The organism is Brevibacillus formosus (genome assembly GCF_003013405.1).
GTDB classification, from domain to species: domain Bacteria; phylum Bacillota; class Bacilli; order Brevibacillales; family Brevibacillaceae; genus Brevibacillus; species Brevibacillus formosus.
The window spans coordinates 20,900-34,462 of sequence record NZ_PXZL01000004.1 but is presented as its reverse complement, the minus strand read 5'-3'; the positions used below and the strand labels follow the sequence as shown (position 1 = coordinate 34,462).

The following is a 13,563-nucleotide window of genomic DNA, read 5'->3' as shown; positions in this document are numbered from 1 at the left end:
CGATTTTGTTATTGACGACGCAATCCATCCCAATTATAATTCCGAGTAAACATATATGAATTACAAAATAAGTTTGGTTAAGGGGGTTATCCGATGGCGAAAACAGCGGCTTTGGTAATTGCTCACGGTTCACCCGATCCTGACTGGTTGGCGTTGGTGGAATCAGCCGTTTGGCAATGCCGCACTGATTTGCCTATTCGGGTAGCTTACTTGGGAGGAGTGGAAGGACGAAGCATCAGCGATGAAGTGAAACGTCTGGAAGCATCAGGAGCGACAACGATTGTCGTCGTTCCACTATTCGCCACGGCAGGAAGCAATCATGTTGGGGAAATCCGCGCGATGCTTGGACTAGACCCATGGCCGACAGGAGAGACAGGCCTGATTCGTGTTCCCGTTCAGGCAAGAATTCTCTGGTGTCCGCCATTGGAGGATCACCCAAACGTCGAGCAGATCGTGGCAGAGCGAATCGCAAATCTATCACGCTTGCCGAATCAGGAGGCGTTGTTGCTCGTCGGGCACGGCAGTGACTTGCCTGGATGTCATGAGCGCTGGGAAAAGCTGCTTTTGCGTCTGACATTCCGCTTGCAAAACCGCTACCAATTTGCCGCTGCCGGATATGCGACATTGAGGCCCGATACACTGTACGATCAAGCCTGTTTACTGGCAAAAATAGGAGATGTCCTCGTGCTTCCTCTGTTCGTCAGCCAAGGTTACTTTACGCGACAAGCAATCCCGAAACGGCTTGCAGGCTTGGCTTATCGCTATGAGGGCAGTGCGTACTTGCCCCATCCACTGATTGCGGACTGGATGAGTCAATCGATTCGAATGGCATTGGTAACTGACATCTTTACACAAAGGAGCATGTACGAGCATGGCAGAGAGAAAGCAGTGGAAGTGGGCTGCTGATCCATCCCTCAACAAAATGGAGTTTACGAAGCTGGAAAAAGACGGACTGGACGTCATCGAGACGATCGTAAACACCTATTCCAAAGAAGGATTTGCATCGATTGAATCTTCTGACATGGATCGATTTAAATGGGCAGGCGTCTATCAGCAGCGGCCAAAAGATGGACATTTCATGATGCGTGTGCGCATACCTGGAGGCATTTTGAGCAGTGAACAAGCTCGGGTGCTCGCCAACATCGCGAAAGATTATGGACGTAATCTGGTGGATGTGACCACGCGTCAGGCTGTGCAATTTCATTGGCTCACGGTTGAATCGCTCGCTGACATTTTTGATCGGCTCGCATCAGTCGGGCTTTCTTCTTTTGAAGCATGTGGAGACTGCCCACGGCAAATCATGGGGAACCCACTGGCAGGAATTGATCCACATGAAGTGCTGGATACGCGCCCCATCGTAGCGGAGTTAGAAAAATTCTTCTTGCTCAATCGCGACTTCTCTAATCTGCCACGCAAGTACAAAATATCGATTTCTGCCAATATTCATAACGCCGCGCATGCGCAAATCAACGACCTAGCTTTCACTCCGGCCCAAAAAGTCATAGCCGGCGAGGAAGTAATCGGCTTTCATGTGTGGGTAGGAGGCGGCTTGTCAGCGAAGCCATATTTGGCAAAGCGACTGGATGTGTTCGTGCGACCAGAGGATGTCGTCAAAGTAGCGGCGGGAGTTACGACTCTGTTCCGCGATTTCGGCTACCGTCAAAAACGTACGCATGCACGTCTTAAGTTCTTGGTCGCTGATTGGGGACCGGAAAAGTTCAAGGAGCAATTACTGGAGCTGGTTGGTGAGCTTGAGCCGGGTGGTATCGATTTAACCTCGGGCTGGAATGGCGGATATTTTTACGGTATTAATGAGCAGCGCCAAGCAGGATTGTACTACGCAGGTTTATCTGTTCCCGTTGGGCGGATGAGTGCAGCAGAACTAAATGAGCTTGCCCGTCTGGCGGACGAATATGGCGATGGGACGATTGGCACCTGTAACACGCAAAATGTCCTGATTCGCAACATTCCCGAAGCAAAGGTCGCAGCTTTCCGCAATGAGCCGCTTATTGTGAACCGTTTCAAATTGCGGCCCAATACGTTTGTCGGGTATGCCGTATCGTGCACGGGTACAGAATATTGCAATTTGGCGATCGTGGAGACCAAGGAGCGGATGCGTTCGCTGGCTCAATATTTGGATGATACAGTTGTGCTCGATACGCCACTGCGTATTCATATGATTGGTTGTCCGAATTCTTGCGGTCAGCGGCAAATTGCGGATATCGGCCTGCAAGGCGCATTGGTCAAGACATCAAACGGGATGGTAGAGGCGTTTGACATCTACGTAGGCGGGACACTGGAGGAGCCGCAATTCAACCGCAAGCTCAACGCGCGGATTACGGTGGATAGACTCGGGCCGTTCCTTGCCCAATTGATCACGCTGTACAAGGCGGATCGTCAGGAAGGCGAACCATACTGGCGCTACGTGGAGCGGGTAGGACTTTCCCATATCCAAGCGCAGGTTGACTCCATTCTGCAACCAGCGTAATGCCTGTGTGGTAAATAGCCAGGTTAGGAGGGGACATGTCATGAGAGAGGAACAAACAGAGAGCTATCTTTACAAGCTGGAAGCCGTGCTGGAGGAAGGGCGGTTACTGACGGTTGTGGTTATTGCGAAAACGGATGAGAGAGCCTTTTCTTCAGCCGAGAACAATCTCTTGCGACATACGATAGCCCCACCTCGTATCAAAGAGCTGAGCCTGGTGGAAAAGAAGCCGCTCGGACGCCAAGGAGTCGGGTACGTAGTGGAAACCTCTACGTTTGCTTCATACAACTAGGACTCTACCTGTGAAGGAACAGAGCAGCAAGGAGGACGGATTCGCAATGAACACAGGCAGAGTCGTTTTTGTCGGGGCAGGGCCTGGTGACCCCAAGCTGCTGACGATTCGCGGCATGGAGTCGCTTCGTCTCGCGGATGTGATTGTGTACGATCGTCTGGCAAGCCCACAGCTTCTCTCATACGCAAAAAAGGGCGCCAGCCTTATCTATTGCGGGAAAGAGGCTGATCATCATACATTGCCGCAAGAAGAGATCAACTTCCTGCTCATTCGGGAAGCCCGAAAAGGGAAGTATGTCGTTCGACTGAAAGGCGGGGACCCGAGCATGTTCGGGCGGGTAGGAGAGGAAGCGCAGATGTGCCGTGACCATTCTATTCCGTTTGAGATCGTCCCAGGGATTACGTCCGGGATGGCTGCCCCCCTCTATGCGGGTATTCCGCTGACGCATCGTGACTACAACTCTTCCGTCGCATTTGTCACCGGTCACTTGTGTGAAAAAAATGCCGGAAAGGAGCCGGACTGGGCTGCTCTCGCCTCGATGGAAACGTTGGTCATCTACATGGGTGTGAAAAATCTGCCTCGTATCAGGGAGCGCCTTCTTGCGCATGGAAAAGACGCCCATACGCCGGTAGCTCTCGTGCGCTGGGGGACGGTGCGCGAGCAGAAGACGGTGATCGGCAAGCTCGGGACGATAGATAAGGAAGTCGAGCAGGCTCGTTTTGCCGCACCTGCTATCATTATCGTGGGGGAGGTCGTCCGTCTGCGGGAATCGCTGAACTGGTACGAATCACGCCCTTTGTTCGGGCAACGGGTAGCCGTTGCAAAAAGAGCAAGCGATGAAGGAAATAGCGAGCTCGTAATTGCCTTGGAACAGTTGGGCGCCGAAGTCATGCCGATTTCTTTGATCGAACGCTGCACGCTTGATACACCACTGACAGCGCTTGCGACTTATCGTTGGCTCGTGTTCGCGAATGCGCAGCAAGTATCCTTTTTTACTTCTGCCCTGCGACAACAACGCTACGATGTGCGGCGCTTGACGAGCAAGCTGGCTGTTTGTGGACAACGGGCTTTTGAGGCTTTCGAGAAACAGGGGATATTTCCGGACTTGGTGCTGGATGAAAACACATCTCTGCTGGCATTCCCCGACCTGCTTGCCTTGGAAAAAGAAGAGCAGGTGCTTTACGCAGGGGAAGGGAAGCCACAAAAAATCACGCTGGACCACGGCAAGGTGATTCAAGTGATCCAAGCGGGGACGCTTGAATGGGATGGGAAGAACCCCAGTACAAAAAAGGCAGGCTGCTCATTTGACTGGCTAGCCACGGATGATGTCCATACGCTGTCAGCGCTGGCGCAATTTGCTGGCGATGCCTGGTCAAAGACACCGATCGTATGTGTCGGAAAGGAAACAGCAGATGCAGCGAGAGAAATGGGCTGGAAATTCGTGAGCAGCCATGCAGATAACGCAATCAATATAAACGATCTGAAGGAGTCGTACGCTAAATGATCAAGGAGGGGGCACATGAGCCAGCTGAATTATGCGTCAGCGACAGTGGAACAACTCGTTTCCATCAATAATAGTCTCGCAAAGGGCGACACCATAGACGTAATCAAATGGGCATACAAGACGTTTTCGGATGATTTGATTTATTCGTGTAGCTTTGGGGCCGAGGCCATGGTGCTGCTCGATATGATCAGCGATGTGAAAAAGGATGCCAAGGTTACATTTTTGGATACCAATCTCCACTTTTCCGAGACGTACAGCTTGATTGAGCAGGTGAGAGCGAGGTATCCTGCGCTGCGGCTAACGGTCAAGCAGCCGGATATCACGCTGGCACAGCAGGCAGACCTCCATGGCGATGAATTGTGGAGCAGGCAGCCGGATATGTGCTGCCATATCCGCAAGGTACAGCCGATGGAAAGTGTGCTGACCGGAGCGGTTGCCTGGATGTCAGGACTACGCAGAGAGCAGTCAGCCACGAGAGCGAATGTCGAGTTTATCAATCGCGATGAAAAATTCCAGTCACTAAAAATTTGTCCGCTCATCCATTGGAAGGCGGAAGAAGTGTGGCAGTACATCCGAGCATTTGAATTGCCGTACAATCCCCTTCACGATCAGAGCTATCCAAGCATCGGCTGCGCTCCTTGTACACGTCCTGTAAAAGAGGGCGAGGATTCGAGGGCAGGGCGCTGGGCGCAAGCAGGGAAAACGGAATGTGGTCTGCATCTCGCAAGGTAACGAGAAAGAGAACAAACCAAGGATAGGAGGGCTTTTGTATGAGTGGGAAACCTCACGGGGGAGAGTTGGTGAACCGTTTTGATCCACAGGCAGACCTGTCGGTGACTGCGCATGAAGTGGAGATAGATGCATTTGCACTCGCAGATCTGGAGTTAATCGGGATTGGAGGCTACAGCCCGCTTGAAGGGTTCTTGAATCGGGCGGATTATATTTCTGTCGTTGAGCAGATGCGGCTGGCAGATGGTACCGTTTGGAGCATCCCGATTACGCTTCCGGTCTCGACCACTGTCGCAGGAGCCTTGCAGATCGGAGACAAGGTGCGGTTGAGCCATCAGGGTACGATCTATGGCATTCTTGCAATCACCGATATATATTCACCTGACAAGGAGCGAGAAGCCCGGCTCGTCTATGGCACCGACGATACGAATCATCCCGGAGTGAAAAAGCTGCTGGAGCGTCCCGCCGTTTATTTGGCTGGCCCGATTACATTGGTAAAGCGCACTGAAAAAGGGCGTTTTGCCAGCTATCACTTCGATCCGGCACAAACGAGAGAAAGATTTGCCGAGAAGGGCTGGAAAACGATTGTCGGCTTTCAGACACGCAACCCAGTCCACCGCGCGCATGAATACATCCAGAAGTCAGCTCTCGAAATCGTCGATGGTCTCTTTTTGAACCCTCTCGTGGGCGAAACGAAGGCAGATGACATCCCTGCTGATGTGCGGATGAACAGCTATCAGGTATTGCTGGAAAAATACTATCCGGCTACCCGGGTAGAGTTGGCCGTGTTCCCGGCTGCCATGCGTTATGCAGGACCGCGGGAAGCGATTTTTCATGCATTGGTGAGGAAGAATTACGGCTGCACTCATTTTATTGTAGGCCGGGACCACGCTGGTGTTGGCAATTATTACGGGACTTACGATGCCCAGCATATTTTCCGCCAGTTCCAGCCAGAGGAGCTAGGGATTACGCCATTATTTTTCGAGAACAGCTTTTATTGCAAGACCTGCGGAAACATGGCCTCTGCCAAAACGTGCCCACATGATAGCGAGCATCATGTCGCGCTGTCCGGGATGAAGGTGAGGGAAATGCTGTCGCGCGGCGAGGCTCCGCCACCCGAATTTAGCCGTCCTGAAGTCGCGCGGGTATTGATCGAAGGGCTGCGACCGGTGTCCGTCTAATCCGCTGAAAAAATCGGTTGTAAGAGAGGGGAGAGACGATGAGTAGAGAGGGTACCGCGAATATCGTATGGCATCCGACGACAGTAACCAAGCAAGACCGTCAGAAGCGTGCGGGACACAAAAGCTGTGTCTTATGGTTTACAGGGCTGTCTGGTGCCGGCAAATCAACGTTGGCGAACGCAGTCGAACATGAGCTTCATCAAAGAGGGCTAGCCAGCTACGTACTGGATGGTGACAATATACGTCACGGCTTAAACCGGGGATTGGGGTTTGGGACAGAGGACAGACGGGAAAATATTCGCCGAATTGGCGAGGTCGCGAAGCTGTTCGTAGATGCAGGCTTGATTACCTTGACCGCGTTTATCTCTCCGTATCGGGAAGACCGGGAGCTTGCGCGCAATTTGGTAGAGGCAGGAGAATTCATCGAGGTATACGTAAAATGTTCATTGGAAGAGTGCGAACGCCGGGATGTGAAGGGACTATACGAAAAAGCAAGAAGTGGGGAGATTGGTCAGTTTACGGGGATATCAGCACCGTATGAAGAGCCTGTTCAAGCGGAGTTGGTCATTGAGAGCGACAAGCAGACGATTGAAGAAGCTGTCCAGACTGTCCTTACATACCTGGAAAAGCACAAGATTCTTTAGAGTTATGGATAGGGAAAAAAGCACGACGCGAGAGGCGCCGTGCTTTTTTCGTGAGGAAAAATATTACTTCGTAGTGGTCGCTGCTTCTTCAGCTTCCATATCCTCAGCCAATTCTTCCATCCATTTTTGTTCATCAACCATGCTTTGAGCGATTGGACGAACAAAGCCTTTGTCGCTAAAGCTGTTGATTGCTTTTTCATCTTTTACCAGCTGTTCTACAGTCAGACCAGCATCTTTTGCTGGCGCGCTGAACTTGGTTGCTTTTCCGAAGTTGTATGCATATTGATCAGCAGCCAGACCAATTGTTACAGCTTGCTTCATTTCAGGAGCTTGGAAAGTTACGCTCAGATCGCTTGTTTGTTTCACAGGCATTTTGTTGCTGTCGATGTAGAAGTCGAGATTCCAAGCGAGCTTGTGGAAGCCTTCTTTTTTCATTTCTTCTACGATTTTTTCAGGTGTGTATTCTTTACCTGTTTCATCCAACCATTTTTTCGCTTCAGCCATGCCTTCGTTTACCATTGCTTCCGCATTTGCGCGCTTCTCAGCTTCTGTGGTTTTCTTGCCCAGTTCCGGATACAGATCTTCTGTCATGGAAGTGGTCAGTACCATCATATCGATCGCGAAATCTTTTACTTCTTTGCTAGCTACTGCATCGTTAGCTGTGAAGAAGAACATTTTTACCAATTCTTTTGCGTCGATTTTTACAGTTACATGAGTTGCTTCTACTTTTTCACCGTTCGGCAATGTAACGGATTGTTTGCCATGGTTTTTCGCGTCTGCCAATGTATAGCCATATTTACTTACATACTTTTTCACAAAGTTAAAAGTAAGGTCGTTCATTTTGTCTTGGTATTCTTTCAGCTTCGCAGCGTTAGCAGCATCGGAGCCGCCAAACTCAGCCATGAAAGGATTGGATGCGTTCGAATCGATTACCAAGTATTTGCTGTCCAGCGGAGACTTCACGTATACTTTATCCTCGTCAATGATCGTTTCAACGGATGCTTTTTTGTCACCTGTCCAGAGCTTGTTGTCGCGCAGGAGCTTGTCGTCTTTTACTTCCACTTCAAACTTCATAGTGTCCAGATCCAGCTGGGAGCCTTTTACTGTTACACCTGCTTTCAAAGCAGACAACAACGCCTGGCCTTCTTTGTCAGTAGGTTCTCCGAATGCTTCAGGCAATTTCTCAACGTCGCCTGTCAGCTTCAAGGTGCCTTCAAAATCGTAGTTTGGCTTGTCAATTGTCGCTACGATAGAATCACGCACCAGGGATGCCTCGCCTGCACAACCGGTCAGCAGTACCGTACCTGCTACCAGAAGAGCGCTACCTTTTTTCCACATGATGTGTTCCTCCCCTATGTATATTATTTTTTTATTCCCCCTTTCTTCTACGCACAAGTAGAGAAAAGGTTTCGCAAAAACGGAAAAAAATCACAATCCAGCTAATTCTGCCTCATTTTCGTGGTAAAATGAAGGGGAGAAGATGGTTAGTGAAGAAAGGGCGTTGCAACATGTGGTCGTGGCTTCAAAAGCTGATGAACTTTTTTCAGGGAGAAAGAGAAGAAGAAATAGAGGAAGAAGGCCGTCCGGCAGGTACCGGTAACCCAGCAGGTAATCCCGCTCCCCGTCAGCCTCAGGCGAGAACAAAAAGCATATACCCAAAAGAACGGGTAGACAATCGAGATATAGAAGACAATGTGCGTCAAAGAAGAGAGCGTCAATTTCGTTTTCCAGTTGTCCCGGATGACTATTTGGAGAAGAAGCGCAATCGTAGCGAGAATCCTGCCGAATCGAATGAACGCAGTCGCCAGCAGGCACCTCGTGAGCGATTCGAGCCCAAACGTGAAACGATGCGGCCACCAAATGATCGCGTGTTGGAAACAAAGACAGAGCCCGTTTTCGAGAAAAAGAAGCCTGAGCTTGTCAAAAACAACATCGAGATACCGCAGCGTCCAATCCGTACGCCGCAAAAAGAAGCGGAAAAAGTAACGAGACCCGTTTTTTCTACGGAAGAAAAGCGTGCCTACCAGCCGTCTGAAATTGTCTCTCCTGTTTATGGGAAAATTACTCCGGCGACGCGCGAGGCAGAGCATCGGATCCATACAACTGCGGGAATCATTTACCCGCGTTTGGAGCAAGAAGAGCATTTGCAGCAGATGAAGCAGTGGGAACAAGAGATAAGCGAGCGGTATTTTCCAGAGGAGCAAGAGTCTGCTTCTTTTGAGCAAAATGAACCGAAGCATGCTTTTGTTGCGAATGATTCTGTACATAACGAAGAAGAAAATGCTTCTGCAAAGACGGCTGTGACCGAAGTGCTTGATTCAGAACGTGAGGTTGCTGTTTCCGTACAATTGGAGGAGAAGGTAGCAGAAGCAGAAGCAGAAGAAATGCTGCTGGATGCGGAGTTTCAAGCTACAGATAAGCAAGATTCTGATCCTGATGCATTCGAGCCAAAAGTCGAAGAGACTGTAGCTGAAGTGCATGAGGAAGAAGAGGCACAAATAGAAGTGAGCGAACTCGCAGAATCAATGGCGACTGTAAATCCCGAAGAGAAGGAAGCTGCGTTTATTGGGCAACCAGAACCTACAGTCTACTCTCAAACGATGGAAGAGCGCCAAGCACTTGAAGAAGCCGAGCATAGACTGATTACTACACGTAGTGCGGTAGTGCAGGTGGAGAATGAGAATGAAGGCGTCGAGGAGCCTGCCTATGCAGCTGCAATTAGCCGTTTGCTAGAGAGAGCAGAAGTAGATTCACCACAGGAGCTAAGCTCAGCAGGAGTGAGTTCGGGTTTCGAAGATACGCCAGAGCAAACCGAGCAAACCGAGCAAACAGAACCAACTGAGCCTGAATCCATTGCTCAACCAATCGTGGAATCAGTTGTGGAACCAATTGTAGAACCAGTTGAAGAAGCGGTTGCAGAAACCTTACCAGAAACCGTACCGATCCCTGCTTCATCCGCTGCACAGCCCGTGAACATCCCTCAGGCATCCATGGCGATGCAGCCTGCGTCAGCTCCGGTAAAAGACCCGTCCAATGAAGCGGACCAAGGAGCAGAGTCTGCACAGCCGCCATACGCCTTGCCGGATTTGGGACTGCTGAATCCGAGCCCGCCGGTCAGCGATGACGACGATGAGCATACCCAAATTCAAAAGCTGTTATTGGAGGAGACGCTCGCGAATTTCAATGTCAGCGCTCAGGTCGTAGGAATTGTCAAAGGCCCATCCGTGACACGCTTTGAGCTGCAACCGGCTCCCGGCGTAAAAGTGAACAAGATTACGGGGTTGATCGACGATATCAAGCTGAATTTGGCTGCCAAAGATATTCGCATCGAGGCGCCGATTCCAGGACGCAATGCCATCGGAATCGAAGTCCCGAATATGTCCAGCCAGCCTGTATTAATCGAGAAGATCATCAGCTCAGACAAGTTTCAGGAGCATTCATCTCCGCTGGCGGTCGCACTCGGTATGGACATCGGTGGAGAGCCGATTATTGCGGATATTAAAAAGATGCCGCACGGGTTGATTGCCGGCTCGACAGGCTCGGGTAAAAGCGTCTGCATCAACTCGATCATCGTCAGTCTGCTGTACAAGGCGACTCCTGAGCAGGTGCGATTGCTTTTGATCGACCCGAAAATGGTGGAGCTCGCGCCATACAATCATTTGCCGCATCTGATTACACCTGTCGTGACCGAGGCCAAGCAGGCAACAGCTTCTCTCAAGTGGGCCGTGGAAGAAATGGAGAAGCGCTATGCGCTGTTCGTAGATGCGGGTGTTCGCGATATTGACCGCTACAATCAGACGACAGATGATCAACTGCCTTATATCGTGATCGTCATTGATGAGTTGGCAGACCTGATGATGGTCTCGCCGCAGGATGTCGAGGATTGCATTATCCGAATCGCTCAGAAGGCACGTGCTTGCGGTATTCATTTGCTTCTGGCGACACAGCGCCCATCCGTAGATGTCATTACCGGAAACATCAAGGCAAACGTACCGACTCGTCTTGCTTTTGCCGTGTTCTCCCAAGTTGACTCGCGTACGATTCTCGATCAATCTGGGGCAGAACGACTGTTGGGTAGAGGGGACATGCTATTCCTTGAGAGCGGCACGACTCCCGTTCGTCTGCAAGGGAACTTCGTCTCGGATGACGAGATCGAGCGAATCACGCACATGATCAAAAAGCAAAGAAAGCCTGCGTACATTTTCAGCAAAGAAGATTTGGAGCAGCAGGTTGCATCGTTTGACAGCGGAGATGATCCGTTGTATCTGGAAGCACTCGTGTTCGTGGCTGAGCAGGGTCAAGCATCTGCATCTGGATTGCAACGCCGTTTCCGCGTCGGATATAACCGTGCTGCCCGTCTCATCGAAATGATGGAGGCAGATGGGTACGTCGGAGGCCAAAGCGGCGGTAAGGCTCGCGCTGTCCTTATTTCCAAGGAGGACGCACAAGCCGTAGTGGAGGGATCGTCACTCCTGTAAAAAACGAGGGTCTTGCAAGGAGCAAGGCCCTTTCTAAACGGACGAGTTGCCTAAATATTCAGTAAGGTAGTATGCTATAGGATAGATGTGAGATGGAAAGGATCGATGACGATGAATCCGCTGGCGAAAAAGTATCAGGAAATTGACGACAAAATTGTCTTGTTCAATGAAGAGTATTATTTGAGCGTGGAAAAAATCGACATTGCCGCAATGACGCTGGAAAAAAGGGAGTCGCTCTTTAACCAGCTGTACGATTTCGACAGTTCGGACATGGAACTGGAAATCGATGTATCCGAGGAAGAAAAGGGCGTTTGGTACCTGCAATTGCTCGTACCGCATGTATTGACACTGCCTGAGGCTGCCAAAAGACGCATCGAAAATGGTGTCAATCAACTCACCCAGCATTTGAGTGAGCGGGCAAATGAGCTAGTGAGAACGCAATTGCTTGGGGAAGAAATTTATACCTATTTGAAACGGTACAATCCCGATTTGGAGCGTATTGCCTAATAACAAACATCCATCTATCCCACAACGAGGGGCCAGATGGATGTTTTTCATTCCCCTTAGCTTTTGGCCGTTTTGGTCACTAGCCAGGTGCAGGCTGTTTTATTTGTCGTAGTGGCAATCCATTCACATGGTTGATTGTTTACAGGAGTGATCAAGCGCAGTGTATCGCCTTTGATACCGCCGTATTTGACGGAGGCGCTGGGGGCTGTTGCGACATACACAACACGTTCGTTGATGGAAACAGTTGGGATAAAGGAAGAGTTTTCGGATTTGTAGCCGCTAGTGAGGGAAACAGGAACAGGGAGGTTTTTCATGGAGAGGGTTATTTTATCCGAAGTCTTGTGATAAAACATTTTTCCGGTAACCTGAGTGAAGTCGCCACCATCCACGGTGACTACCAATGGGTACGTTCCGGTGCCGTAGAGCATGATCGCGTGGTCAGAGCCGGAATAACGGTTGTTGATGAGAGAGACGTTTCCGCAGCGGTTCAACGAAATGTTTTGGGTCAGCCGAGGGTCAAATGAACAGTTTCTCACGGTAACTTGTCTCTCGGCGAGCACATCCCATGGCTCCAAGCTCAATGCGTAGCCGCCAATGGAAGTCGCTGTATCATTGGCTTCGAAGCTACAGCCATCAAATACAAGTCCTACATCCGAATAATCCACGGTCAGACCTGTACCTACTGTCTTCGTGCTTCCTTGTGCAGTTGTATGCAATACCCAGCGACAATTGCTGAACGTCATGTTTTTCATAAAGTTCACCCGATTTTTCTCATTGGGTGCGGTATAAAAAACGGATGAGCTGATACAGCCTGTCATGCCAGTGAGACTGAAGCTGGCGAGGGAAACAAGCTGACTACCTTGAACGACCATCGGGGAGGACAGATCTCCCTCCAAGTCGAGCTGTTGACGGCAAGTGATATTACTCAGGTTTACGAACATGGGTGTGGCTCCGTCGTACCCTTGATTGAGCTCGACCTCAAAACGATCGCACGCTACATTCGTTGCATTCAGACGTTCTAGGCCACCCGTCACCGTAATGTCTGAGCGAGTACGCTTGCGGTTGTCGCTGTAAAAATCGGTAATTTGCACAGAGCGGACATAGCAGTTCGTTTCCCCGGCAAAGTAAAAATGGTCGGCAACTCCATCTGTACACCATACATGTTGTAGCGCTACGTAATTAATATAGCTGCTAGGACCCCCACCACGAATGTAAAAATCAGCGCTATGCTCGTAATCGTAAGGATCAGGTGGCAGCGGATTTGCTCTTGCATTGGAATCAATCTTCAGATTGGAGACCACAAAAGAATCAGCATCACCACCCGAGGACGTAATCGAGAACAGCCAGCGCCAATCTGCGGCAGATGAATTGGCTTTCCTTTTTAAGACGGAAAAAGGACCGATTCCCTGCATCACTAGGCTTTTTCCTGCTCCTAGGATGACCTCCAGTCTATTGGGTTCAATGATATAGGTACCAGCAGGGAAAAATAATGGAATTTGCAGGCTCAGCGCAGCAGTCAAGGCAGCCTGGATTGCTTGGGTATCGTCGGTCACTCCATCCCCCTTTGCTCCGTGCGTTTTTACATCAATCCACATAAAAGCATTCTCCTCCATAAAATTGGTAGACAAGATTGTCTTCTTTTCATTTCATTCAACCATTTCTCAAATGTTGACAACCATTTAGTAAAAAGGGCATGGAGTACATAAAAATGTGTTCCATAAACTTTGGGCAACCACTGGCATA

General features: G+C 50.1%; 11 protein-coding genes. 9 read left to right on the top strand and 2 right to left on the bottom strand.

Annotated elements, in window-relative coordinates:
* Positions 1-93: 93 nt before the first annotated feature.
* Genes C7R91_RS04755 through cysC form a run of 7 tightly spaced genes read left to right on the top strand, consistent with a single transcriptional unit; the run spans position 94 to position 6,835 of the window.
* Positions 94-906, top strand: a complete 813-nt coding sequence (locus C7R91_RS04755; RefSeq protein ID WP_047071757.1) for a sirohydrochlorin chelatase — start codon at positions 94-96, stop codon at positions 904-906.
* Positions 872-2,488, top strand: coding sequence for a nitrite/sulfite reductase (locus C7R91_RS04750; protein ID WP_047071759.1), 1,617 nt, complete (start codon positions 872-874; stop codon positions 2,486-2,488). The genes C7R91_RS04755 and C7R91_RS04750 overlap by 35 nt, the downstream gene beginning before the upstream one ends.
* Before the next feature lie 40 nt (positions 2,489-2,528).
* Positions 2,529-2,777: a DUF3906 family protein gene (locus C7R91_RS04745; protein WP_047071761.1), complete on the top strand. Its 249-nt coding sequence runs from the start codon at positions 2,529-2,531 to the stop codon at positions 2,775-2,777.
* Positions 2,778-2,823: 46 nt separating this feature from the next.
* Positions 2,824-4,281 (top strand): uroporphyrinogen-III C-methyltransferase, encoded by a 1,458-nt coding sequence (gene cobA, locus C7R91_RS04740; protein ID WP_047071763.1) that lies wholly within the window; start codon positions 2,824-2,826, stop codon positions 4,279-4,281.
* Between the two features lie 15 nt (positions 4,282-4,296).
* The gene (locus C7R91_RS04735; protein ID WP_047071765.1) at positions 4,297-5,013 is read left to right on the top strand and encodes a phosphoadenylyl-sulfate reductase; all 717 of its coding nucleotides are present in this window, start codon (positions 4,297-4,299) and stop codon (positions 5,011-5,013) included.
* Positions 5,014-5,051: 38 nt separating this feature from the next.
* Positions 5,052-6,191 (top strand): sulfate adenylyltransferase, encoded by a 1,140-nt coding sequence (gene sat / locus C7R91_RS04730; protein WP_047071767.1) that lies wholly within the window; start codon positions 5,052-5,054, stop codon positions 6,189-6,191.
* Between the two features lie 38 nt (positions 6,192-6,229).
* Complete coding sequence (gene cysC / locus C7R91_RS04725) at positions 6,230-6,835, top strand: adenylyl-sulfate kinase (RefSeq protein WP_047071768.1); 606 nt, start codon at positions 6,230-6,232, stop codon at positions 6,833-6,835.
* Between the two features lie 63 nt (positions 6,836-6,898).
* Here the strand turns inward: cysC and C7R91_RS04720 are convergent, their stop codons facing one another.
* Positions 6,899-8,173, bottom strand: a complete 1,275-nt coding sequence (locus C7R91_RS04720; protein WP_047071769.1) for a hypothetical protein — start codon at positions 8,171-8,173, stop codon at positions 6,899-6,901.
* Between the two features lie 170 nt (positions 8,174-8,343).
* Between C7R91_RS04720 and C7R91_RS04715 the strand changes: the two genes are divergently transcribed.
* Together C7R91_RS04715 and C7R91_RS04710 are read left to right on the top strand one after the other, a co-directional pair.
* A complete protein-coding gene (locus C7R91_RS04715; protein ID WP_047072042.1) occupies positions 8,344-11,313 on the top strand; it encodes a DNA translocase FtsK in 2,970 nt (989 codons plus the stop codon).
* Between the two features lie 105 nt (positions 11,314-11,418).
* The gene (locus C7R91_RS04710; RefSeq protein WP_236697921.1) at positions 11,419-11,820 is read left to right on the top strand and encodes a hypothetical protein; all 402 of its coding nucleotides are present in this window, start codon (positions 11,419-11,421) and stop codon (positions 11,818-11,820) included.
* Between the two features lie 56 nt (positions 11,821-11,876).
* Here C7R91_RS04710 and C7R91_RS04705 read toward each other — a convergent pair whose 3' ends face one another.
* A complete protein-coding gene (locus C7R91_RS04705; RefSeq protein ID WP_047071770.1) occupies positions 11,877-13,415 on the bottom strand; it encodes a glycosyl hydrolase family 28-related protein in 1,539 nt (512 codons plus the stop codon).
* Positions 13,416-13,563 lie beyond the last annotated feature (148 nt).

Coding starts and splice junctions, on each gene's coding strand:
- C7R91_RS04755 (WP_047071757.1), top strand. CDS start 94: ATGGCGAAAACAGCGGCTTTGGTAATTGCTCACGGTTCACCCGATCCT.
- C7R91_RS04750 (WP_047071759.1), top strand. CDS start 872: ATGGCAGAGAGAAAGCAGTGGAAGTGGGCTGCTGATCCATCCCTCAAC.
- C7R91_RS04745 (WP_047071761.1), top strand. CDS start 2,529: ATGAGAGAGGAACAAACAGAGAGCTATCTTTACAAGCTGGAAGCCGTG.
- cobA (WP_047071763.1), top strand. CDS start 2,824: ATGAACACAGGCAGAGTCGTTTTTGTCGGGGCAGGGCCTGGTGACCCC.
- C7R91_RS04735 (WP_047071765.1), top strand. CDS start 4,297: ATGAGCCAGCTGAATTATGCGTCAGCGACAGTGGAACAACTCGTTTCC.
- sat (WP_047071767.1), top strand. CDS start 5,052: ATGAGTGGGAAACCTCACGGGGGAGAGTTGGTGAACCGTTTTGATCCA.
- cysC (WP_047071768.1), top strand. CDS start 6,230: ATGAGTAGAGAGGGTACCGCGAATATCGTATGGCATCCGACGACAGTA.
- C7R91_RS04720 (WP_047071769.1), bottom strand. CDS start 8,173: ATGTGGAAAAAAGGTAGCGCTCTTCTGGTAGCAGGTACGGTACTGCTG.
- C7R91_RS04715 (WP_047072042.1), top strand. CDS start 8,344: ATGTGGTCGTGGCTTCAAAAGCTGATGAACTTTTTTCAGGGAGAAAGA.
- C7R91_RS04710 (WP_236697921.1), top strand. CDS start 11,419: ATGACGATGAATCCGCTGGCGAAAAAGTATCAGGAAATTGACGACAAA.
- C7R91_RS04705 (WP_047071770.1), bottom strand. CDS start 13,415: ATGTGGATTGATGTAAAAACGCACGGAGCAAAGGGGGATGGAGTGACC.